We start from the raw sequence: 23,644 nt of genomic DNA on the forward strand, positions 1-23,644 counted from the left end.
TCAGCTGCCCTTCCGCGCGGAGGCTGTCGCCGCGGGCAGGTCCGGCAGCTCCTCGGGGGCGTACAGCCGGTCGCACAGGCGCATCAGCTTGTCCAGGGAGTCCTGGGCCGTCATGACCTCGGCGTGCATCGAGGTGTCCACATCGATGGTGAAGAAGTCGTCGATGTGGTCCACCCACTCCTGCCAGTACGTGATGCCGTCCACCGTCGGGAGGTCCGGGTCGGGGAAGAGCACCATGTGCTCCTCGAACGCACCGAAGAAACTGCCGCTGCGGTTGCGCAGGTAGTAGCAGCGCAGTCGGTCGGGCCGGGGAAGCGGCCGCACGGTGTAGGTCTCTCCCTGCATGGCCTCGAAGTACCGGGCCAACTGCCCGGCACGCGCCCTCAGTTGTGCCTCGGTCTTGGTGACGCCGCGGGCGAGGGCGGCCTCGATCAGGGAGTCGAGGAACGCCGTACTGTCCAGGGTGGTGTCCACCTCGTCGCGGCCCAGGATCGGGGTGGCCCCGCCGTGCGAGTCGAAGCGGTTGTTCCCCAGGATCAGGTTGACCGCGCGGAAGGCGCTGACCTTGGCCACGACCTCCGGGGCGAAGTCACCGCCCACGATCAGGGCGTTGGCCTTGTTGGTCGATTCGGCGTCCAGCGTGTCCAGCATCACCAGCGTGCTGACCTCCGCCCCGCGCTTCTGCAACTGCCGTACCACCTCGTAGGCGAAGAGCCCGCCCAGGGAGAAGCCGCCGATGTCGTACGGGCCTTCGGGCTGTACGGCCAGGATGAGGGTCGCGTAGTACTCGGCCATCGCCTCCTGGCCGGTGAGGATGTCGGTGGAGTCGATCCAGCCCTTCGGCTGGATGCCGTAGAAGGGGCGCCGGCAGCGCCCGGCCAGCGGAGCGTACGACTCCACCCCGCCGTTGCCGTGGTGGACCCAGAACACGGGCCTGCCTTCGGTGACCCCGTTCATGCGGACGATCTCGGGGAACGTGTCCGGCGACACCGGTTCCGGCGCCGCCGGCACCGATGGTGCCGGGAGGGGTTCCGTATGGTGCGCGGGCGGTTCCTGTGCCGGTCCGGCCTGCGGTGACGCCGTGCCGGTGATCGCTTGGACGACGTCCTCCAGCGTCTCGCAGTCGGCGATGAGGTCGAGGGTGAGGGCGGCGTCGATGTGGGTCTGGGCCTGGGTGAGGAACTGCATCATGTAGATCGAGTCGAAGCCGTAGTCGCGCAACGGTGTGTCCGGGCGCATGGTCGCGGCGTCCAGCTCCAGCAGTGTCGCCATGAGTTCCGCGATGGTCCGGCCCACTGTGGATGACACGGTGGGCGACGCGGTGGACGATGCGCTGGACGATGCGGTGGACGGCATCGGTGCCGCGGGCTGCTCGGGTGCCTCGGGGCGGTCCGGTGCTGCTGTCGGTTCCGGGGTCGGGGTCAAGGTCGGGGTCGCGTCCAGGGCCGGAGCTGGGACGGAGGCCGTGTCCAGGGTCGCGTCCGGGATCCGGAGGAACCGGTCCCGCATGCGTGTGTGGTCGCCGTCCAGGGCGATGACGTTCGGCAGTCGGGTCGCCCAGACGCGGTTGAGTGCGTCGATGCCCACGGATGCCCGCATGGGCCGCATGCCCACCGACTCCAGGAGGTCCAGGGTCGACGAACGGGCGCCCATGCCGCCCTTCTCCCACAGCGGCCAGTTGACCATCACGGTGCGTCCGAAGCGGCTGCCCCGGCGGACCAGCTTTTCGCGATGCGCGGCGTAGCCGTCCATGAAGGCGTTGGCCGCGGCGTAGTCGGCCTGTCCGAGGTTGCCGAACGCGGCCATCGACGAGAAACCGATGAAGCAGTCGAGGCGCGACGACGCGCTCGCCTCGTCGAGGTGGCACACCCCGCTGACCTTGGCCGCGAGCACCGCCCGCAGATCGGCAGGGCTCTTCCTGGCGACGAAGCCGTCACGCAGCACCCCCGCCGCGTGCACGATGCCGTGCAGCCCCCCGTACTCGGTTTCGATGTCGCGGACGGCCCGGAACACCTGGGCTCGGTCGGCGACGTCCAGCACGCGGTAGTCGGCCTTGGCCCCGAGGGCACGCAGCCGGGTGAGCAGTTCCTCCTGCTCCGGCCCGGCCGGGCTCCGGCCGCACAGGACCAGTGCGGGTGACTGGACCCTCCGGGCGATGTCCTCCGCGAACAGGGCGCCGAGCCCGCCCGCGCCCCCGGTCAGCAGGTAGATCCCGCCGTCGCGCCAGGGCAGCGCCGGGACGGGCGCCTGAACCTCGCGCCAGTGGGACACTTCCCGGCGGCCTGCCCGGTAGCGCACGGCTTCCTCGGGCGCTTCGGTTCCCTCGGCACGCAGTCGTGCGGCCAGCTCCGCCGTCGACGGTGTGTCGTCGAGTTCGATCCACTGGGTCACCAGCCTGGGGTGCTCCATGCGCGCCGTGCGCAGCATGCCGCTCAGGCCGCCCAGCCAGGGTGTGTGCGCGGGGGTGACGACCTGGATGATGCCCGGCGCGCGTGCCGCGTCGGTGGCCGCCTCGCGCACCAGCGTGAGCAGGCGCTCGGCGTACTCGGTGTAGCGCGTGTCGATCCCTCCGCGGGCCTGTCGGCTTTCGCAGGTGCCGTCCAGCTCCGCGCCCAGCGCCGCCGCGTCCACCTCGGGCAGCTCGCACACCACCACATGCCGCTTCACCGCCGCTCGGCCGCCGGGGTGCCCGGGTGCCGGGCGCTCCCTCCAGTCCGGCTGGATCAGCAGCGCGGGCGGGGCCGTGGTCCCCACGGTCCCCACAGTTCCCACGGCTGTGGGCGCCCCCGAGTCGTGCCGGGTACGGCGCATGCCGAAGCCCAGCAGACGTACGCAGACGTTGCCCTGCGCATCGCAGAGGTCCACGTCCGCACGGAGCAGACCGGCGTCGTGCCGGTCGCCCTCGGTACGTCGTACGACTGCCCAGCCCTCCGTGGGGGTGGCGGACAGCACCCGCACCTCACGCACCGTGAACGGCAGGGCCGCCTCGGCCGGATCGCCGTCGGTGCCGGCGAGCACCAGCCCCAGGGTGGTCTGGAGCGCGGCGTCGAGCATGGCCGGGTTGAGCGTCATCGGCGAGGCCGCCGTCCCGGGGAGGCGCAGCCGCGCCAGCGCCAGGTCCTCGCCATGGTACAGCGTCTCCACGGCCTGGAACGCGGGGCCGTACCCCATGCCCATGCGGGCGAAGAGGTCGTAGACCTCCGCACCGTCGCGCCGGGCCGCGCAGCTCGCACGCAGCGCGTCGATGTCGTGGCGGTCGCCCATGGACGGCGACAGGGCGGGAGCAGTCCGCACGGTCCCCTGTGCGTGCAGCACGCGCTCCCCGACATGGTCGGCGTGGACCCGGAACGTGTGCCCGGCCGGGTCCACCTCGACGTCGAGGGTGCGCGACGCCGCCACTTCCAGGGGGCGCAGCCAGGTCACATCGTGCAGGTGAACGCCTGTGGCGCCGGCGGTGGGCAGGGCGGCGGCGACCGCTTCCCGTACGAACTCCAGGTACGCCGTGCCGGGCAGGGTGGGCACCCCTCGTACACGGTGGTCACGGAGGTAGAACTCGTCCCCGTGCAGCTGGCTGCGGTGGGGGCCGGGGCGGGCAGCGGCGACGGGGCGGGGAGCGGCGCCGCGACGTGGGGCGGTGTCGGCGCGGGCAGCGTGTCGTTCGTGCCGTCGGCGATCCAGTAGCGCCGCAGCTGGAACGGATAGACCGGCAGCGGCATCCGCCGCGGCGCGGTGTCCCCGTACAGCCGCCGCCAGTCGACGTCGAAGCCCGTGACCCAGAGCTTCAGCAGGCGGCCGAGCTTGCCCTTGGCCATCCAGCGGTCGATGGCGGCGGCGATGTCGTCGTCCTCGGCGAGCTCGCTCCACGGTGCCTGGCGCTGGGCGCGCCCGGTGTGCACGCCCTGGGCCTTGCCTCCGTCGAGGAACGCGCCGAGCCGCTCGCGCAGATCGGCCGGGGTGTGGGTGAGGAAGGCGAGCCGTTCGTCCATGGCGACCCGGCCGACCTGGAGGGTGTGGGCGAGCCTGGGCAGTTCGGCGTCGGTGAGCCTGCCCTCGTCGATCCAGTCGGCCAGCTGCCGGGCCCGGGCGCGCAGCGTCTCCGGTTCCGGCGCCGACAGCACGATGGCCACGGGGCCGGGTGCGGGAGCCGGGACCTCGACGGGCGGTACGTACTCCTCCAGCACCACATGGGCGCCCACTCCGCCGAAGCCGAACGAGCTGACACCGGCCCGGCGCGGGAGCTCCCGGCCCTCACCGTCCCGCGGCGCCGGCCATGGCTGCCGCTCCCGCACCAGCCGGAACGGGCTGCCCTCCAGATCGATGTACGGATTGACGCTCTCGCAGTGCAGCGACTTCACCAGCGTGCGGTGCCGCAGTTGCAACAGCACCTTGATCACCCCGGCGACTCCCGCCGCCAGCTCCAGGTGACCGATGTTGGTCTTCACCGAGCCCACCCCGCAGTGCGCCCCCTCGACGCCCACCCCGCGTTCCTCGTACAGCTCACGGAACGCCGCCTTCAGCCCGTCGATCTCCACCGGGTCGCCGAGCCTGGTTCCCGTGCCGTGCGCCTCGATGTAGCCGACGGTCCGCGGGTCGATCCCCGTCCTGCTGTAGGCGTGCCGGATCAGGGCGGCCTGGGCCTTGGGGTTCGGGGAGGTGAGTGAGTTGGAGCGGCCGCCGTGGTTCTCAGCGGTGGAACGGATCAGGCCGTAGATGTGGTCGCCGTCGCGCTCGGCCACCGACAGTCGCTTCAGCACCAGCATGCCCACGCCCTCACCGCGCACATAGCCGTCGGCGCGGTCGGAGAACGTCTTGCACCGGCCGTCGGTGCTGAGCATCCCCGCCTTGCTGAAGCTGATGTGCCCGTCGGGGATGACCATGGTGTTGACGCCACCGACGACGGCCATGTCGCACTCGTCGCGTTCGAGCGACACCATGCCCCGGTGGATGGCGACCAGAGAGCTGGAACAGGCGGTCTCGACCGGCTCGCTCGGTCCGTGCACATCGAGGAAGTAGCTCATCCGGTTCGGGCCGACCGACGGAACGCTGCCGGTGGGCGACACGCTGCCGTCCCGGCCGGTGCTGCGGTCGGCCAGCAGGCTGTAGCCGGTGTCGTTCGTGCCGACGAACAGACCGAGGTTGCTGCCCGCCAGGCCGTCGGCGGCGTAACCGGCGTCCTCCAGCGCCTTCCACACGTACAGCATCAGCAACCGCTGCTGGGGGTCCATGTGTACGGCGTCCTTCGGTGCGATGCCGAAGAACAGCGGGTCGAAGTCGGCGACGCCGTCCATGAAGCCGCCCCACTTCACGTTGGTGCGGCCCGGTTCCTTCAGGGGGTCGCCGTACTGGGCGCGCCAGTCCCACCGGTCGGCGGGGACCTCCGCCACGCAGTCGCGCCCTTCGCTCAGGTTCCGCCAGAACGCGTCGAGGTCCTCGGCCTGCGGGAACCGGCAGCTGACACCGACCACGGCGATGGGCTCGTCCCGCCATTCCTGGCGGTCCTGGCGGTGTGTCGGGGTGGGAGCGGGCAGGGCCACGGCCGGCGCCGGCTTGGGAATGGGCTCGGGCGTGGGCTCTTGTACGGAGGCCGGTTCGGCCGGCCCGGTTCCTGGCGGTCGCAGGCCCAGCCGGGGTGCCAGTAACGGGCCGTACGCACTGACCAGATGCCCGCTGAAGGCCCGCAGGGTCGGATGCTCGAAGAGCACCGTGGGCACCAGTTCCAGGCCCAGGGAGTCGTTCACCATCGTCACCAACTGGGTGATGACGATCGAGTCCAGCCCGTACTCGCTGAGCTCCACGTCCACGTCCAGGTCCGTCACGCTCACCTTGAGCAGCTCGCAGACCTTGTCGACCAGGACCTCGCGCACGCGTTCCGTCAGGGTCTCGGTGTCGAGGTCGCCGGTCTGCCGCTCGGCGCGGTCCTGTTTCCAGTCGCGGAGCAGGCGGAGCGCCTCGTCCTGCTCCACCCGTCCCTCGCGGATGAGCCGGTGCAGTTCGTCCAGGGAGTCGATTCGGGCGCTCATATCAGGCTCCTCCTGAGGTCGTCCGCGCTCAGTTCGCGTCGGCCGATGGCTTCGATCAGTTGCAGCAGAAAGGCGTCGTCGGGCTCGGACGGGGTGGCCGGTGCCGGTTCGGTGGGCGTACCGCCGCCGAGGGTGCGCGCGCTGAAGCCGCGGAAGCGTACGCAGACGTCGCCGTCGTCGTCGCAGAGGTCGAGGTCGAGGTGGCGGACGGCGCCCGGATGGTCGTCCGCGGAGAAACGGGCCACCGCCCAGCCTGAGGCCGGGGCGGCACGCACCACCTCAAGCTCGCGCAGGGCGTACGGCAACGCCGTGCGGGGGGTGCCGAGTTCGTCGGCGAAGAGCCCGGCCGTCGCTTGCAGGGCGGCGTCGAGCATGCTCGGGTGCAGCACGAAACCGCTCTCGCGGGCCGCTTCGGCGGGCAGCCTCAGCCGGGCCACCGCCTGCCGGGAGCCGGTGTGGAGCCGCTCGATCGCCCGCAGCGTCGGGCCGTATGCCATGCCGATGTCGGAGAAGCGTGCATAGCATGTCTCGTGGTCCAGCACGGGCCCCTCGCACTGTGCCCGCAGGGCGGCGATGTCGAGCCGCTCGCCCGGCACTGCAGCCTGACCGCTCGTATGACGGTCCGTCCGACGCCGCAACCGGCCGCGGCCGAACACCAGGCGTTCGCCGCCGTCGTCCACGGTGTACACCTCGTAGCCGAGTTCGTCGTCGGCCCGGGAGGACAGCGCGACGTGCACATCGGTCTCCGTGCCGACCGTGAGCGGACGCAGCCAGGACGCCAGCCTCAGCGACCAGGTCCCGGCGTCGCCCCCGACGGTGCGGGCCGCCGCGGCGCGCGCCATCTCCAGGTAGGACACGGCCGGCAGGACGGGCACGGCGTGCGCGCTGTCGCCCGAGGGCCCGGTGTCGGCGCCCGGACGCCATCCGGACACCTCCCTCATCACCCGGGCGGCCACACGGTGGTCGGTGAGGAAGAACTCCCGGCCGGTGAAGCGCGAGGTGTAGCGGTGCTCGTCGAGGTCGGAGGTGTTCGTGTGCACCAGTGGGTGGTGCGGTGCCGGCGTCTGGGCCACGACCGTCTGCGCCGCCTCCGTCCGTGCCACCGCTGTCTGTGCCACCGCTGTCTGTGTCATCGCCGTCTGCAGGGCGTTCGCGGGCCGGGTGGTGTCGACCCAGTGGCGTCGCAGGCGGAACGGATACGTCGGCAGCGGGACACGACGTGGGCGACGCGCGGTGTAGAGCCGGTCCCATGCCACGTCGGCGCCGCGCACCCAGGCGTCCAACAGGCGTGCCCAGTCCTGTAGTTCCACGTCGGCGAGGTCCGTGAACGCCTCGAACCAGGCCGGCACGTCCGGGAGGTCCGTGCCGCGCGGGACCCGCCCGGTGACCACGGTGGCGATGGGCTCACCGCGCAGCCAGGACTCCAGTCCCTCCCTCAGTTCGCCCACGCCGCGGGCCAGGCAGGCGAGGCGCTCCGTCATGGCCGTACGCCCCGTCTGGGAGGTGTACGCGATCGACACCAGGTCGGCGTCCGTATGGTCGCCGCGCCGCAGCGCGTCCACCCATCGCTGGGCGAGGTCGCGCAGTACCTCGGGGTGACTCGCCGACAGCAGGACCGGGACCCCGGCGGCGGGTGCGCGGTCGCGGTCCGGTCCGGGGGTGTGCCGTGGCACGTACTCCTCCAGCACCACATGGGCGCCCACTCCGCCGAAGCCGAACGAGCTGACACCGGCCCGGCGCGGCAGTTCCCGGCCCTGGGCGTCCCGCGGCGCGGGCCACGGCTGCCGCTCCCGCACCAGCCGGAAGGGGCTGCCCTCCAGGTCGATGTACGGATTGACGTTCTCGCAGTGCAGCGACTTCACCAGCGTGCGGTGCCGCATCTGGAGCAGCACCTTGATCACCCCGGCGGCTCCGGCGGCGAGTTCCAGGTGACCGATGTTGGTCTTCACCGAGCCGATCCCGCAGTGCGTCTCCTCCACGCTCGCGCCGTGGTCCTCGTACAGCTCGCGGAAGGCCGCCTTCAGCCCGTTGATCTCCACGGGATCGCCGAGTTTGGTCCCGGTGCCGTGCGCCTCGACGTAGCCGACGGTCCGCGGGTCGATGCCCGCCTTCCGGTAGGCCTCGCGCAGCAGTGCGGCCTGGGCCTTGGGGTTGGGCGCCGTCAGGGAGTTGGAGCGGCCGCCGTGGTTCTCCGTGGTGGAGCGGATCAGGCCGTGGATGTGGTCGCCGTCGCGCTCGGCCGCCGAGAGCCGCTTCAGCACGAGCATGCCCACGCCCTCACCGCGTGCGTAGCCGTCGGCGCGGTCGGAGAAGGTCTTGCACCGGCCGTCGGGGCTCAGCATCCCCGCCTTGGAGATGCTGATGTGCCCGTCGACGCTGACGATGGTGTTGACCCCGCCCGCGATGGCCATCTCGGACTGGCCGGCGCGCATGGCCTGGATGGCCCGGTGGATGGCGACGAGGGCGCTGGAACACGCGGTGTCGACCGGCTCGCTCGGTCCGTGCAGATCGAGGAAGTAGCTCATCCGGTTCGGGCCCATGCAGGGCGCGGCTCCGGTGATGTCGTATCCCTCGATCACCGGGGAGTACCGGGTGACGAGGGTGGAGTAGCCGGTGCTCGTGGTGCCCGCGATGAGGGCCGTGTCGGTGCCCGCGACGGCGTTCGCCGAGTACCCCGCGTCCTCCAGCGCCTTCCACACGTACAGCATCAGCAGCCGCTGCTGGGGGTCCATCAGCTCGGCTTCCTTCGGGGAGATGTCGAAGAACAGCGGGTCGAAGTCCCCCACGCCGTTCATGAAGCCGCCCGAGGTCACGTTGGAGGTGTTGGGCTCCTTGACCGGGTCGCCGAAGTGGGCGCGCCAGTCCCAGCGGTCCGCGGGGACCTCCTGGGTGCAGTCGCGTCCGTTGTGCAGGTTCTTCCAGAAGGCGTCGATGTCGTCGGCCATCGGGAAGCGGCCGCTCATGCCGATCACGGCGATCGGCTCGTCGTCGGGGGCTGCGCAGGGCGCGGGAGCTGTGCCGGGCGCGGGAGCTGTGCCGGTCACGGTCGCGGTGCCGGTCACGGCGGGTGCCCGGACGTCCGGTTCCTGCGTGGGCGGCTCCTCCGGGGCCTCCGGGGCCTGCGGGGCCTGCGGGGCCTGCGGGGCCTGCGGGGCCTCCGGGGCCTCCGGTTCGGCGGCGGTGATCAAGTCCGCGTGGTGGTCGAGGAGATGGTCCACGACCTCGTTCAGGGTGGGGTGTTCGAAGAACAGGGTCGGGGCGAGCGACAGTCCGAACTCCGCGTTGAGTTCGTTGGCGAAGCTGACGAACGACAGGGAGTCGAAGCCGTACTTGCTCATCTCCGCCGTGCCGCTGATCCGCTCCGCGGGCACGTCCAGCAGTTCCGACACGCGCGCGATCAGCCGCTTCAGCAGCGCCTTGTGCCGTTGGCCGCGCTCGGCGACCGGGGCGGGTGCGGGGAGGGGCTCGGGAACGGGCGCGGGGGCGGGGGCGGGGGCCGGCGGCGCTGCCGCGAAGTGATCGGGGTGGTTGTCGAGGAGGTGGTCCACGGCCTCTTCCAGGGTGGGGTGATCGAGAAACAGCCTCGGCGCCGGCGAGAGCCCGTACTCCGCCGCGAGCCTGCCGGTGAGTTCCGCGAGCGTGACCGGGTCGAACCCGTACTCCCCGATGTCCACCGCACCGTCGATCTCGTCCGCCGGTACGCCCAGCACGGCCGAGGCGAGCGTGATCACTCGGTGGAGGACGGTGGCGTGGGCGTGGGTGTCGGCACGGCTGACGGTGACGGTCTCGGTGGCAGCTGCCTCGGTAGCGGTCTCAGTGGCGGCCGGGTCGGCCAGCAGCGTGGCGTCGACACGGGCGCGGTCGCCGTAGACGGCCAGGACGTGCGGCTCGCCGCTGCCGTAGGCGCGCAGCAGCGCCTCGACGCCCTGGGGGGCGCGCATCGGCACCATGCCGACCGTCTCCCGCAGCCTGCGTTCGGTCGCGGTGTCGACCGTCATACCGCCGTCGGCCCACAGGGGCCAGCCGACCACCAGCGTGCGGCCGTGGCGCTCGCCCCTGGCCACCAGGTCCCGGCGGTGTGCCGCGTACGCGTCCATGAAGGCGTTGGCCGCCGCGTAGTCCCCCTGGCCCTGGTTGCCGAAGGCCGACAGCGAGGAGAAGGCGATGAAGCAGTCCAGGTCGTGGGCGGCCGTGGCCTCGTCGAGGTGGACGAGGCCCGCGACCTTGGCGGCGAGAACCTCCCGCAGCTCCTCGGCGCTCTTCATGGCCAGGTAGCCGTCGCGCACCACTCCGGCCGTGTGGAGGACACCGTCCAGGCGGCCGTGCTCGGCGACGACCGCCCGCACGCACGCGTCCACCTCCGGGCGCCGTGCGACGTCCAGTGCTCGATACTTCGCTCGGGCGCCCATGTCGCTCAGCTCGCGCACCAGTTGCCGCTGCGCCGGGCCCTCGGGCGACCGTCCGCACAGGACGAGGACGGCGCCGGGCGCCTCCCGGGCGATCTCCCGGGCGAACAGCCCGCCGAGCCCGCCCGCTCCGCCGGTGACGAGGTAGACGCCACCGGCCCGCCACGGCCCGGCCGCAGGGGCGTCGTCGAGGGCGGTCCACCTCGGCACCTGACGGAGGCCGTCGGCGTACCGCACCGCCACGTCGTCGAGGCTCGCGGTCTCGTCGCGCAGCCGTCGGCACAGCGTGGCCCTGTCGACCGGCTGCTCCATCTCGATGAGCTGGGTCACCACCTTGGGGTGCTCCATACGGGCCGTACGCAGCAGGCCGCCGAGTCCGGCGAGCAGCCGGGACTCACCGTGCGCCGGTACGACGACCTGGAGCAGGACCGGGCCTTCCTTGGTGGCCGGGATGGCCTGCCGCAGCCGCTCCAGCACGGTTTCGGCGGCGCTGGTGTACCGCAGGACCAGGTCGTCCGCCGCGGGCATCGCGTCGCACGGCACGCCGAGGGCGGCCGCCACGGCTGACGGGTCGATTCCGCCGGTTCCTTCGCGTACGTCGTGTACGTCGGGTCCGTCAGGTCCGTCAGGTCCGTCGAATCCGCCGAGCAGGACCCAGTGCCGCGCGAGCGGGCGCGGGGCGCGGGCGGGCTCGGCGGGACGCCAGCCGGGCCGCATGAGGGTGAGCGAGGCGCCGTCGGCGGTCGCACTGCCCTTCTCGGGCACCGTCCTTGACGGATCGTCGGCCGTCGCGGGCAGCACCCGCGTGCTCAGCCCGAGCAGCCGCACGCACACGGCCCCGTCGTCGTCGCACAGGTCCACGTCGACGCGGCGCACGGCGCCGCCGCGGTCGTCCGCCGCGGGCCGCGCCACGGCCCAGCCGCTCGCCGGGGTCGGCGCGAGGATCCGCACGTCCTCCAGGACGAACGGGAGCGCCGCCGCCACCGTGTCGCCGTCGGTGCCCTCGGCGAGCGACAGGCCGACCGTGGCCTGGAACGCGGCGTCGAGCATCGACGGGTGCAGGGTCCAGCCGCCGCCGTCGCGCGCGGCCTGGGGAAGGGTGAGACGGGCGACGGCGAGCCCGGTGCCGATGTCGAGCCGTCGCAGGCCCCGCAGCGCGGGACCGTAGCCGATGCCCATGCTCTCGAAGAGCAGGTAGCAGTCTTCGTGGTCCAGCGTCCGCACGTCGCACCGGGCGCGCAGCGCGGCGATGTCCAGGCGTGCGGGCGCGGGCTCGGACGCCGCGCACGATTCGATGCGTCCCTGCCCGTGCGGTACGGGCCGGCCGTCCGCGCCGGTCGTGGTGATCCCGTAGCCGAGGCCGCCGCCCGCCCGGCGCCGTAGCGCGATCTCGGCCGACGTCGGCCCGGTGATCCGTGCCGGGCGCGACCAGACGACGTCACGCAGCCGCAGTGCGGTGGGCTCCATGCCCTCCGCCCGCGCGGCGGCACACGCCAGCTCCAGGTACGCCACGCCGGGCAGCACCGGCACGTTCCGTACGCGGTGGTCGTCCAGGAAGAACTCGCTCCCGGTCAACTCGACGGCGTAGCACGGCGCGTCGGGCTCGCCGGGACGCTTGCGGCCGGTCAGCGGCGAGTGCGCGGCCCGGGATGCCGACGGTGCCGGGGCCCGTCGTGCGCGCTGTCCGACCCAGTACCGCTCACCGCCGAACGGGTACCCCGGCAGGGGCACGATCCGGAAGCCCCCGTCGGCGAAGAGCGGGGCGAAGCGCAGGTCCACGCCGTCGGCGAAGATCCCGGCCAGTTCGGTCAGGCTGCCGTGGCTGTCGTGACGGCTGTGACTGTCATCTCGGGCGTGGCTGTCGTGGCGGGCGTGCTCGGCCATCAGTTGCTCGGCTCGGGTGAGTGCGGCGTGGTCCTGGCGGCGGTGTCCGTCCGCGGCCTCACCGGTGGACACGCTCGGGGCGCGGCCGTCGCGCAGCCAGGTCCGCAGGGCCTGGATCAGCTCCTCGCGGTCGGCCGCCACGCAGGCCCACCGGTGGCCGCAGTGGCGGCGGCCGGTGGCCAGGGTGTGGGCGACGTCGCCGAGGTCCAGGTCCGGGTGGGCGAGGACGTGGTCCAGCAGGCGCTCGGCCTGGGCGCGGCGCGCGGCCTCGTCCTGGCCGGACAGCACGAACAGCCACCGCGGGCGGTCGGCGTGCGGGGTGCGGTCCGGCTCCGGGGCCTGCTCGATCAGGGCGTGTGCGTTGGTTCCCGCGGCGCCGAACGAACTGACGCCGGCACGGCGCGGCCCCGAGGCGGGCGCGGGCCAGGGGAGCAGCTCGGTGGGGACGTGGAAGGGGCTGCCGTCCAGCGCGATGGCCGGGTTGCTCCGTCGGAAGTGCAGCGACGGGGGCAGCTGTTCGTGCCGGAGCGCCAGCAGCACCTTGATGACACCGGCCACGCCCGCGGCGAACTGGGTGTGTCCCAGGTTGGTCTTGACCGAGCCCAGCGCGCAGCCGCCCGCGGGCGCGTCACCGAACACGGCGCGCAGCGCCTCGAACTCGATCGGGTCGCCGAGCGGTGTGCCCGTGCCGTGCGCCTCGATGAGCTGGACGCCGGCGGGGTCGACGCCGGCCCGCTCGTACACGGCGCGCAGCAGGCGTTCCTGGGAGCGGGCGCTGGGCGCGGTGAGCCCGTTGGTCGTCCCGTCCTGGTTCACGCCCGACCCGCGGATCACACCGTAGACGTGGTCGCCGTCCCGCAGCGCGTCCACGAGCCGTTTGAGTACGACGACTCCGGCGCCCTCGCCGGGTACGAAGCCGTCGGCGCGGTCGTCGAAGGTGTGGCAGCGGCCGCGGGTGGAGAGCATGGTGGCCCGTACCGCGGACTTGTAGAAGATCGGCGTGGACTGGACGAACACCCCGCCTGCCAGCGCCATCGTCGTGTGGCCCTGGCGGAGGTCCTGGCAGGCCTGGTGGATGGCCACCAGCGAGCTGGAGCAGGCCGTGTCCACCGACAGCGCGGGCCCCTGGAGGTCGAGGAAGTAGGAGATGCGGGAGGCGATGACCGAGGAGATGTTGCCCCACAGCGTCTGCGGCGGCGCGTCGTCGCCGATCAGCTGCTGGTAGTCGCTGGGCGAGCCGCCGACGTAGACCCCGCAGCCGCGGCCGTCGAGCCGCTCACCGGCGTAACCGGCGTCCTCCAGCGCGTGCCAGCACTCCTCCAGGAAGATCCGCTGCTGCGGGTCGGTGTACGTCGCCTCCTTGCCCGACATGCGGAAGAACCAGGCGTCGAAGCGTTCGATGTCGTCCACGAAGCTGCCGTACTGGCGCGGGGCACCGGGCCCCAGCTCCTTCGCCATGTCCCAGCGGGTGACGGTCCCGACCAGGTCGTCACCGGCCGCGAGATGCGCCCACAGTGCCGCCGCGTCGGGTGACTGCGCGAACCGGGCGGCGATTCCGACGACCGCGACGGCGTCCTCGTCGGCGTCCTCGGCGCCCTCCTGGTCATCGGCGGCGGCGGACGGGACAACCACCGGAGCGGGGGCCGGTGCGGGAGCGGGGTCCTGCGTCGGGCCCCCCTCGGGTTCCCCGGACGAGTCGTCGCCCAGGGCGCCGGACGACCGCAAACTCTCCCCGTACCGCGTGACCAGATGGTCCGTCAGCCGGTCGAGCGAGCTGTGCTCGAACAGCGTGGTGCTCGGCAGGCCGACGCCGAGGGCGCGGTTCACCGAGTCGACGAGCTTCACGCTGAGGACCGAGTCCACGCCGAAGTCGGAGAACGACGCCTGCGGGTCGATCTCTTCGGGCTCCATCATCAGGACGCGGGCCACCTCGGCCAGCAGACGGGCACCGACCAGCGGGCGCAGGTGGGGCAGCTCCCGGTGAGCGGCGCCCGGTGCCGGAGCCGCGGGCCGCCGGTTCCGGTCGTGCCGGGCCGGAGTCGTCGTGGTCACCCAGTAGCTCCTGCGCTGGAAGGGGTACGTCGGCAGCGGCGTCCGGCGGACGTCGAGGCCGGAGTACAGCGGAGCGAAGTCGACCGGGGCGCCGTCGAGGTACCGGACCCTGACGAGCTCCGACGCCGGCTCGGCGCTCCGGTCGCTGGTACCGCCGTCCCCGCCCGCGAGCCAGGCGTCGAGCCGGCGCAGGAGTGCGTCGCGGCTGTCGGCGGTGAAGGCGGCGCGGTGGGCGAAGTGGTCGCGGCCGACGGCCAGCGTGTAGCTGACGTCGCCGAGCACGGCGTCGGGCGTGCGTCGGAGGTGCTCGGCCAGGTCCTCGACGCGGCGGCGCAGGGCCGAGGGCGCCCCACCGGACAGGACGAACAGGTGCTCGCGCGTTTCGGCCCGGCGCTCCTCGGGGCCCGGGAAGTCCTCCACGACCAGGTGTGCGTTGGTGCCGCTGAAGCCGAAGGCGCTCACGGCGGCGACCCGCCTGCCCCGGCTGTTCGGCCGCCACGGCCGCAGCTCGGTGTTCACCTGGAACGGGCTGCCGTCGAGCCGGATCGCCGGGTTGATCTCGTGGTGGTGCAGCGACGCGGGTATCTGGCCGTGACGCATCGACAGGACCGTCTTGAGCAGGCCGGCCACGCCCGCCGCGGAGGTGGTGTGCCCGAGGTTGGTCTTGATCGAGCCGAGCGCGCAGGAGCCCTCCGGGCCCGCCCCGGAGAAGGCGTTGACCAGGGCCTGGCACTCGATGGGGTCACCGAGCTGGGTGCCGGTGCCGTGCGCCTCGACCATGCCGATCCCGGCCGGGTCGATACCGAACTCGTCGTGCACCTGGCGGATCAGGCGCTCCTGCGACAGGGCGCTCGGTGCGGTGATGCCGTTGGTCGCCCCGTCCTGGTTGACGGCCGAACCGCGGATCACCGCGTGGATGTGGTCGCCGTCCGCCAGGGCGTCGGACAGGCGCCGGAGCACCACCACGCCCACGCCCTCGCCGGGTACGAAACCGTCGGCCGCGGCGTCGAAGGTGTGGCAGCGGCCGGTCGGCGACAGCATCCCGCCACGGCTCGCCGCCAGGTAGGTGCCGGGCGTCGCCTGGACGCTGACCCCGCCCGCGACGGCCAGTTCCGTCTCGCCGCTCCACAGCCCCTGACAGGCGAGGTGGACGGCGACCAGAGAGCTGGAGCACGCCGTGTCGACCGCGATGGCCGGCCCCTGGAGGTTGAGGTGGTAGGCGATGCGGGCGGGTACGACGGAGGGTGCGTTGCCCCACGCCGCCTGGGCGGGCGGCGCGTCCTCGAACAGCTCGTGGTAGTCGCCGCCGGTGCAGCCGACGTACACACCGCAGCGGCGGCCGTCCAGAGAGGCCCTACCGTGGCCGGCGGCCTCCAGGGCGGTCCACGCCTGCTCCAGGAAGAGCCGCTGCTGCGGGTCGGTGTACGTCGCCTCCAGGCCGGTCAGGTTGAAGAAGCGGGCGTCGAATTCGTCGATGCCGTCGATGAAGCTGCCCGCACGGCAGGCGAGTTCCTCGTCGCTGTGGGCGGACAGGTCCCACCGCTCGACCGGGCCGACCAGGTCGTCACCGGCGGCGAGGTGCCGCCACAGCGCGTCGACGTCGTCCGACCCGGCGAACCGGCCGCTGATCCCGACGATGGCGATCGGCTCGCGCTCCACGGACCGGCGCCCCGCGCCCGCGGCGGACGATGCCGGTGAGGCGGAGAACGGCTCTGCGGCGGGGGATGCCTCCGAGACGACGGACGGCTGCACCGCGGGCTGGGGCTGCGGCACGTCCCGGACCTCCCGAGCCTCCCGGACCTCCCGAACCTGCCCGACCTCCCGCGCGGGCAGCCGCGGCCGGTGGCTCTCGACGATGTGCGCGGCCAGCAGCGCCGCGCTGCGGTGGTCGAAGATGACCGTGGTGAGCAGGTCGATCCCCAGTTCCTGGTTGAGGCGCTGGACGAACCTCGCGCCGACGATGGAGTCGAGGCCGTAGTCGGCGAACGTCCCGTCGGGGTCGATCCTCTCCACGGGCATGCGCAGCGCGTCCGCGAGTTCGGCCAGCACCACATCCGCCACGGACCGGGCCGGAGCCGTCTCCACAGCGGCGACGGCAACGGCGACCGGGGCGGCGGCCAAAGCACCAACCGGTACCGGGGCCGGGACCGGGACCGCCGACTCGGCGGGCACGACCCGGGGACCGCGCGCCAGGCCGTCGCTGTGGGCCACCACCACCTGCTGCCCCAGCGCCAGGGCGTCCCCGGCCGGGTGGCCGACGCCGGTGAAGCCCTCCTGCTCCAGCACCCGGCGCCAGCTCTCCGGGGACAGCGCGGGGCTGCCCGGAGCGCGCAACTCGGGGTCGTCGTAGAGCCACCAGCCGTCGAGCAGGCCGAACGTCAGATGGTTGACCAGGTAGAAGCCGCTGATCTCGTTCAGCGCGAGAAGCCCGCCTCCGCGCAGCAGCGCCTTGGCGTGGCGCAGGGCCGGGCGGACGTTGTCGGTGGCGTGCAGCACGTTGGCCGCGATGACGACGTCGTACGCGCCGATGTCGAGCCCCTGGACGTGCGGGGGCCGGCCCGCGTCGAAGATGCCGTACGTCAGGGCGTCGTAGCGGGGTCCGAAGGTGTCCTGCGCGTGCTGGAGGAAGGCCTGGGAGAGGTCGGTGCAGCGGTACTCGGCCAGGTCCAGTCCGGCCTGGCTCAGACGGTCGAGCACGGGACCGGTGGTACCGCCGGTGCCCGCGCCGATCTCCAGGACGCGCAGGCGGGCGCCCGGTTCGGCCTGCCTGCGGGCACGGAGGAACGACAGGACGTGCTCGGCCAGTACGGCATTGAAGTGCCCGGCCACGCGGTTGTCCCGGTACACGCCCTCCACCAGGGAGAACGATCCCTGCGGGAAGAGCACGTCGGTGGCGAGCACCTGGCCGCGCAGGATGCCGACCAGCGCGGGCAGGGTCCGGCCGAGCAGCCTGAGCGGGGCGCGCAGATCGGCGTTGGCGTCGGCCCACCGGGCGGCGGCCCGGTCCCAGTCGGAGCGCAGGGCCTCGGCGTCCGGTACGGCTGGGCCGGCCGGGCCGGCGTCGTTCCAGCGGCCCCGTGCGTCGATCAGCCCGTGGTCGGTCAGGGTGCGCAGGGTGGCCGTGAGCCAGCGGTCGAACCGCGCGTCGACACCGTGCCGTGCCTTCCACTCGGCCAGGCCGTCGCGCGGCTCGTCGAGTCCGGCCCGGCGTAGCTCCACCGCGAGGCGGCGGTGCAGGAACGCGTCGATCTCGCCCGGCACCGGGCCGGCGTGATGCGCGGCCAGGTCGTCCGGCAGGGGCACGGCCGGGGCTTCGCCGGACGCCACCGCGCCGTGCGGGTGGGAGCTCAGCGTCTCCCCGGTCAGGACGCCCTCGACAGGCAGCGGACGCCCGAGGCGCATGAAGCCGATCTGGTCGAGCGGGCCGGCCAGCAGACGCTCCACCGCGTCCATCGCCGCGGCCGGGTCGATCGGGGCCAGCCCCATGTCGGTCACGTCGCGCAGGAGTGCGTCGGGGACGTTGCCCCAGTAGCCCCAGTTGACGACCTTGACCGGGCAGGCGAGCGCCGTGCGCAGCGTGGCGGCGTACGCGTCCTCGAAGGCGCAGGCCGCCGAGTAGTGGGCCTGGTTCGGGTTGCGGATGAAGCTCACCAGCGAGGAGATCAGCAGGACGAAGTCGAGGTCCAGGCCCGCGAGGACGTTGGCGAAGTGCACGCAGGGGTCGACCTTGGCGGCCAGGGTGGCCTCCAGCTCGTCCTCGCCCATCCGGGCCAGCGGGGTGTGGCTGAACACCATCGCCAGGTGCACCACACCGTCGATGCGGCCGTACCGTCCGGTCACCTCGTCGCGCACCCGGGCGAGCGCCGCGGGGTCGGAGGCGTCGGCGGACAGGTAGACCGGTGGGCGCCCGCCGCCCTTGGCCACGCGCGCGGCCTTGTCCCGGATCGTCTCGTCCTCGGCGCGGCGTCCGACCCACACCACGCGCGCGTCGTACCGGCGGACCAGGTACTCGCTGAGCAGCACGCCGAGGTCTCCGGCGCCGCCGAGGAGCACGTACACACCGCCGGGACGCAGGACGGGCTCGGCCGGGAGCGGGGTGGCGTCCACCGGCAGGAGCTGCCTGCGCAGCCACTGGCCGCCGCGGCGCAGGAACGGGTGCGCACGGCGGTCGGCGGGCAGCGCGAACACCTCCCCCGCGACGAACGGCTCGCCGTCGGTCAGGTCCACGGCGCGGACACGCCAGTGCGGCTCCTCCTTGGCCAGACCGCCGATCAGGCCGTGCAGGCTCGCCTGGGCCGGGTCGGCGGGCACGTCACCGTCCGGGGCGAAGGCGCCACGGGTCACCAGGGTGAGCCCCAGCCGCCGCTCGTCCGCGCCGGGTTCGGACACCGCCTTGAGCACGCGGAACATGCGCCGGACGGCTTCACGCTGCTCGGCGATCCGCTGCTCGGCGATCGGCTGCCCGGCGTCCGGGCCCGCGGGGGCCGTGGTCGGGAACTGCATGACCACGTGGTCGAAGGCGCCGGCTGCAGCCAGCTCCTCGCGCAGCTCCGTCACGGACGACGTACCGGGGTGCAGCGGCACGACGTCCGGGCAGTGGGCGGTGAGCGCCGCGAGGACCTCCGGTTCGAGGCCGACCGCGACGACACGCGCCGACTCGGCCGGGTACGGCCTGCCGCGCAGCAGCCGCGTCGGCTCCCAGACCGGGTGCAGGGTGAGGTCGCCCGCGGGGATCTCGTGGGAGTCGGACAGGCGGACGGGGACCGTGGGAGCGGGAGGTGCGGCCTCAGCAGGGCGCGGGTCGGCGGGGCGGGCCCGGACGGGGCCGGCGTCGGTGGGGCTCGCCTCGGTACCAGTGGGCCGCCGCGTCGACTCCCCTTCGCTGTACGGGGGTTGGTCCAGCCCGTCGGTGTACCAGTACCGCTCGCGGGCGAACGGGTAGCCCGGCAACCCGACCTTGCGCGGCTTCGGTGCGTCGGCGTCGGCGTGCAGGCGCGCCCAGTCCACCGGCAGGCCGCTCGCCCACGCCTCGGCGAGCGGTGCCGGTTTGCCGCGCCGCGACCAGCGCACGACCGTCTCCTGGAACTCCTCGTCGGCCAGGAACCGACCGACCGCGCCGGCCCGGCCCTCCCCGGCACCGAGGTAGGCACCCTGCGGCAGGCTCCTTCCGCCCGCGCAGGCGTCGAGCGCGTCGATGAGGTCGGAAAGGCCGCTGACCACCACGGCGAACCGGGCGGGCATGGCCTCTCGGCCGACCTGAAGCGTGTAGGCGATGTCGGGCAGGTCCGTGCTGCTCCACTGCCCGGCCCGCAGCGCGTCGCCCAGCCGCCGGGCGTACGCGCGCAGGCGCTCTTCGTCGCGTGCGGAGAGTACGACGACGACGGGAACGGGGCCTCCGTGCTGTGCGGACGCCCCGGGGACGTACTCCCCCACGTACTCCTCCACGTACTCCTCCACGAGGACGTGCGCGTTCGTGCCGCCCGCGCCGAACGCCGAGACTCCGGCGAGTCGTGGGCGCCCCTCCCTCCTCGGCCAGGGCGCGGCGTCACGTTGCAGCACGAACGGTCCGGCCGCGAAGTCGATCTCCGGGTTGGTGCGCTCGGCGTGCAGGGTCGGCGCCAGCGTGCCGTGCCGCATCTGGAGCAGCACCTTGGTGAGGCCCGCGATGCCCGCGGCCGACTCCAGGTGGCCGATGTTCGACTTCGCCGAGCCGATGGAGCAGAAGTTCCGTTCGTCGGTGAACTCGGCGAAGGCCGCGCTCAGTCCGGCGATCTCGATCGGGTCGCCCAGCGCCGTTCCGGTGCCGTGGGCCTCGATGCATCCGATGTCGCGCGGGTCCCTGCCGGAGCGTCGCCAGGCGCCGCGGATCACCGAGGCCTGGGCGAGGGGGTTGGGCACGGTGAAGCCGTGGGTGTGGCCGCCGTGGTTGACGGCGGTCCCGCGAATCACCCCGAGGACGCGGTCGCCGTCGGCGAGCGCGTCGGCGAGCGGGCGCAGCAGCACCGCGCCGACGCCCTCACCGGGCACGTAGCCGTCGCCGCCCTCGCCGAAGCTGCGGCAACGGCCGTCGCCGGAGGCGAACTGACCCTCGCCGATCATCAGGTACTTGCTCGGGTGCAGCGACAGGTTGACGCCGCCCGCCACCGCCACGCCGCACTCCCCGCGCTGCAGGGCGGCGCAGGCGAGATGGACGGCGGTCAGCGCCGAGGCGCACATCGTGTCGACGGTGACGCTGGGGCCGCTCGCGTCGAAGAAGTACGACACCCGGTTGGCGATGGACGCGAGGCTGCCCGGTACGACGAGGGGCTCGCCGCGCACGCTCTGCTCGGCGCCGTAGAGCTGGTACTCGGAGTACATCGCGCCCACGAACACCCCGATGTCACCGGCGTCCTCGCCCACCCGGGCGCGGGCGGCGGAGCGCAGGGCGTCCCGCGTGTAGCCGGCGTCCTCAAGCGTGGCGTGGGCGCACTGCAGGAACAGCCGTTCCTGCGGGTCCATGGTCGACGCCGCCTTGGGCGAGATGCCGAAGAACAGTGGGTCGAACTCGTCGACCCCGTCGAGGAAGCCGCCCCACTTGCTGTACGTCCGGCCGGGGACGCCTCGCCGCTCGTCGAAGTAGCGGTCGTGGTCCCAGCGTCCGGCCGGGATCTCGGTCACGCTGTCCCGGCCGTTCAGCAGGTTGTCCCAGAACGTCTCCAGGTCGGGCGCCCCGGGGTAGCGGCCCGCCATCCCGACGATCGCGACGGCCATGCCCTGCTCCTGAGCGGGGACCGGCTCCGGCTCCGGCTGCCGCGCGACGGCAGAGAGGTGTGCGGGGGCGACGGCCTCGGTGGGCACCTGCTGCCCGTCCCGCGGTTCGTCGCGCGGTTCGTCTCGGGAGCCCACGACCGCGGCGAGCGCCTCGGGCTGTGTCCGCAGGAAGTGCCGGGCGAGGCCGTCGACCGTGCGCACCTCGAAGAAGAGGGTGCTGCCGACGCCGTCGAAGTCCCTGCGGACCGCTTCGGTGAGCTGGACGACGAGAATGGAGTCGATGCCGTAGCGGTCGAAGGTCACATCGGCCCGGATCTCGCCGACCGGGAGGTCCAGGACCTCCGCGACGAGCGCGCGGAAATGATCCCGGGCCAGGTCCAGCAGCCGCTCGTCACGGTCGGCGGCGGACTGCGGTGACGGCTGCGGTGCGGACTGCGGCACGGGCTGCGACGAGGCGGTGGCCTGGGGGCGTACGGCGTCGTCGGCCGGGGGAAGGGTGCCGCGGAAGGCGCTCACTCCGTCCGGGCGCGGCTGGCGGATCATGCCGTCGCTCTCGGCGACGATCACCTGCTGGCCGAGGTCGTCGGCGCCCTCGGCGCCCACGAAGCCGCCGTGGAACCCCACCTCCTTCAGCACCCGGAGCCAGCTTCCGGGCGCCAGGCCGGGAGATCCGGCGATCCGTGGTGCCGGGTCGTCGTAGCGCCACCAGCCGTCCAGCAGACCGAAGGTGAGATGGCTGAAGAGGATGTTGTCGCTCAGCTCGTTGAGCAGCAGCAGGGAGTTCGGACGCGCGGCGGCCTTGGCGTTGCGCAGGGTGGTGCGGATGTTGCGGGTGGCGTGCAGGACGTTGGTGGCGATCACCACGTCGTACGAGGCGGGGGTGAGCGGCTGCCCGGCCAGGGGTTGCTCGGCGTTGAAGAGCTGGGGGTCCAGGTAGGGCGCGATCGGGCCGTACGCCCTGCGCGCGTGCAGCAGGAACGCCTTGGAGATGTCGGTGTAGGTGTACGTCTCGATGCGGTCGGCCCACGGCTTCAGCCGGCGGAACACCACGGCACTGGTGCCTCCGGTGCCCGCTCCGATCTCCAGGATGCGCAGTCGCGCGGAGGGGTCGTCGGCGAGGCGGCGTTCGACGTAGGCGACGAGGGTGTCGGCGAGGACGTCATTGAAGTAGTCGGCGACCGGGTTGTTCTTGTAGACGCCCTCGACCAGTTCCAGGGAGGCGTTCGGGAACATGACGTCCGTGGCGGGGCGGCGGCCGGTGAGGACGGCGGGCAGCGCGCGCAGCGTGGTGTCGACCAGGACGGCCTGCGGGCGTTTGGCCTCGTCGGCCAGCCACGGGTCGCGTGCGCGGTCCCAGTCCGCCCAGGCGTCGTCGAGGGACACGGAGCGGGGGTCGACGGCCGCGTACCGGTCGTCGCCAGCGCGGCGCAGCAAGCCCGCGTCGGCCAGGACGGCGAGGGTGTGGGACGTCCAGCGCTCGTAACGGTCGTCGATGCCGCCGACGGCACGCCACTCGTGGGCGGTGGCCGCGCGGCCGTCGGAGAACAGGCCCAGCGACCGCAGCAGCGCCCAGGTGATGCGGACGAGCGCGTCGTGCATGATCCCGGCGTGCCCGTCGGCCTTCACGCGCAGCCGCGCGATCTCGTCCCGCCGGTCGGGGCGGCCGTCACGCAGCGCGGTGATCAGGGACGGGACCGTGGTAGCCAGGGTGGCGGCGGGCCGGCGGGTGAGCGCGTCGGCGCCGTAGATGCCGTCGATGCTCCGGCTGTCGGTGGCCTTGAGCAGGGCGAGTTGGGGGTGCGGGGAGGCGAGCAGGGCGTCGAAGGCCGCCATGCCCTCGTCGGACTCGATCGAGCCGAGCCCGAGCCGGCCCATGCGCTCGCGGTAGCCGTCGGCGGTGACACTGCCGACGCCGGCCCAGTAGCCCCAGTTCATCACCTTGACGGGGCAGCCGAGCCGGGGGGCGAGCTGCTCGGCGAAGGCGTCGGCGAAGGTGCAGCCGGCCGCGTAGTTGGCCTGCCCCGGCGCCTTGAAGAAGGACTGCATGGACGAGAAGAAGGCGACGAAGTCCAGCGGCTGGCCGGCGAAGACGTCGGCGAGGTTGACCGACACGTCCGCCTTGGCCGCGTACGCGGTACGGAAGCCCTCCTCGTCCATGCGGGCCAGCGTCCGGTCGCCCAGCACGAGCGCGGTGTGCAGCACCCCGCGGACCGGGCCGTGCCGCCGTACGATCTCGTCGCGGGCGCGCCGGAGGGCGTCGCGGTCGGTCGCGTCCGCCTGGACGTAGTCGGGGCGCGGGCCGTGCCCCGCCACGGCCACGGCGTCCTGGCGTGCCGCGATGTCGGCGTCGTGCGGGCTGCGGCCGATCCAGACCACCTGGGCGCCGTGACGGCGCATCATGTGCTCGGTCCACACCGTTCCGATGCCTCCGGCGCCGCCGATGGCCACGATCACGCCGCCGGTCGCGGGCGGGGTGGCGGCCGTGCCCGGCTCAGGCACCTCGAGCAGCCGCTGGCGGTACCACTCGCCGTG

The 23,644-nt window shown here is 73.1% G+C and carries 3 protein-coding genes (1 of these 3 cut by a window edge); all 3 read right to left on the minus strand.

The annotated features are described in order from the left end of the window. Tightly spaced (each overlapping or abutting the next), the 3 genes in view from E0500_RS43605 to E0500_RS07810 form a layout consistent with a single transcriptional unit that may run on beyond the window. Complete coding sequence (locus E0500_RS43605) at positions 1–3,522, minus strand: SDR family NAD(P)-dependent oxidoreductase (RefSeq protein ID WP_309504983.1); 3,522 nt, start codon at positions 3,520–3,522, stop codon at positions 1–3. Then, complete coding sequence (locus tag E0500_RS43615) at positions 3,420–6,020, minus strand: beta-ketoacyl synthase N-terminal-like domain-containing protein (RefSeq protein ID WP_258572664.1); 2,601 nt, start codon at positions 6,018–6,020, stop codon at positions 3,420–3,422. The genes E0500_RS43605 and E0500_RS43615 overlap by 103 nt, the downstream gene beginning before the upstream one ends. Then, positions 6,017–23,644: the 3' portion of an SDR family NAD(P)-dependent oxidoreductase gene (locus E0500_RS07810; RefSeq protein WP_181586910.1), read on the minus strand. 7,305 nt of this gene lie beyond the right edge of the window; the window shows 17,628 of its 24,933 coding nt (coding positions 7,306–24,933); its start codon lies off the right edge, out of view — the gene reads right to left on this strand; the stop codon is at positions 6,017–6,019. Before E0500_RS07810 ends, E0500_RS43615 begins: the two co-directional genes overlap by 4 nt.

Origin of the sequence: Streptomyces sp. KM273126, from assembly GCF_004337435.2 — a bacterium.
Lineage (GTDB): Bacteria > Actinomycetota > Actinomycetes > Streptomycetales > Streptomycetaceae > Streptomyces > Streptomyces acidicola.

Bases quoted from the DNA above. Each gene is read 5' to 3' on its own strand.
- E0500_RS43615 (WP_258572664.1), bottom strand. From the start codon at position 6,020: ATGAGCGCCCGAATCGACTCCCTGGACGAACTGCACCGGCTCATCCGC.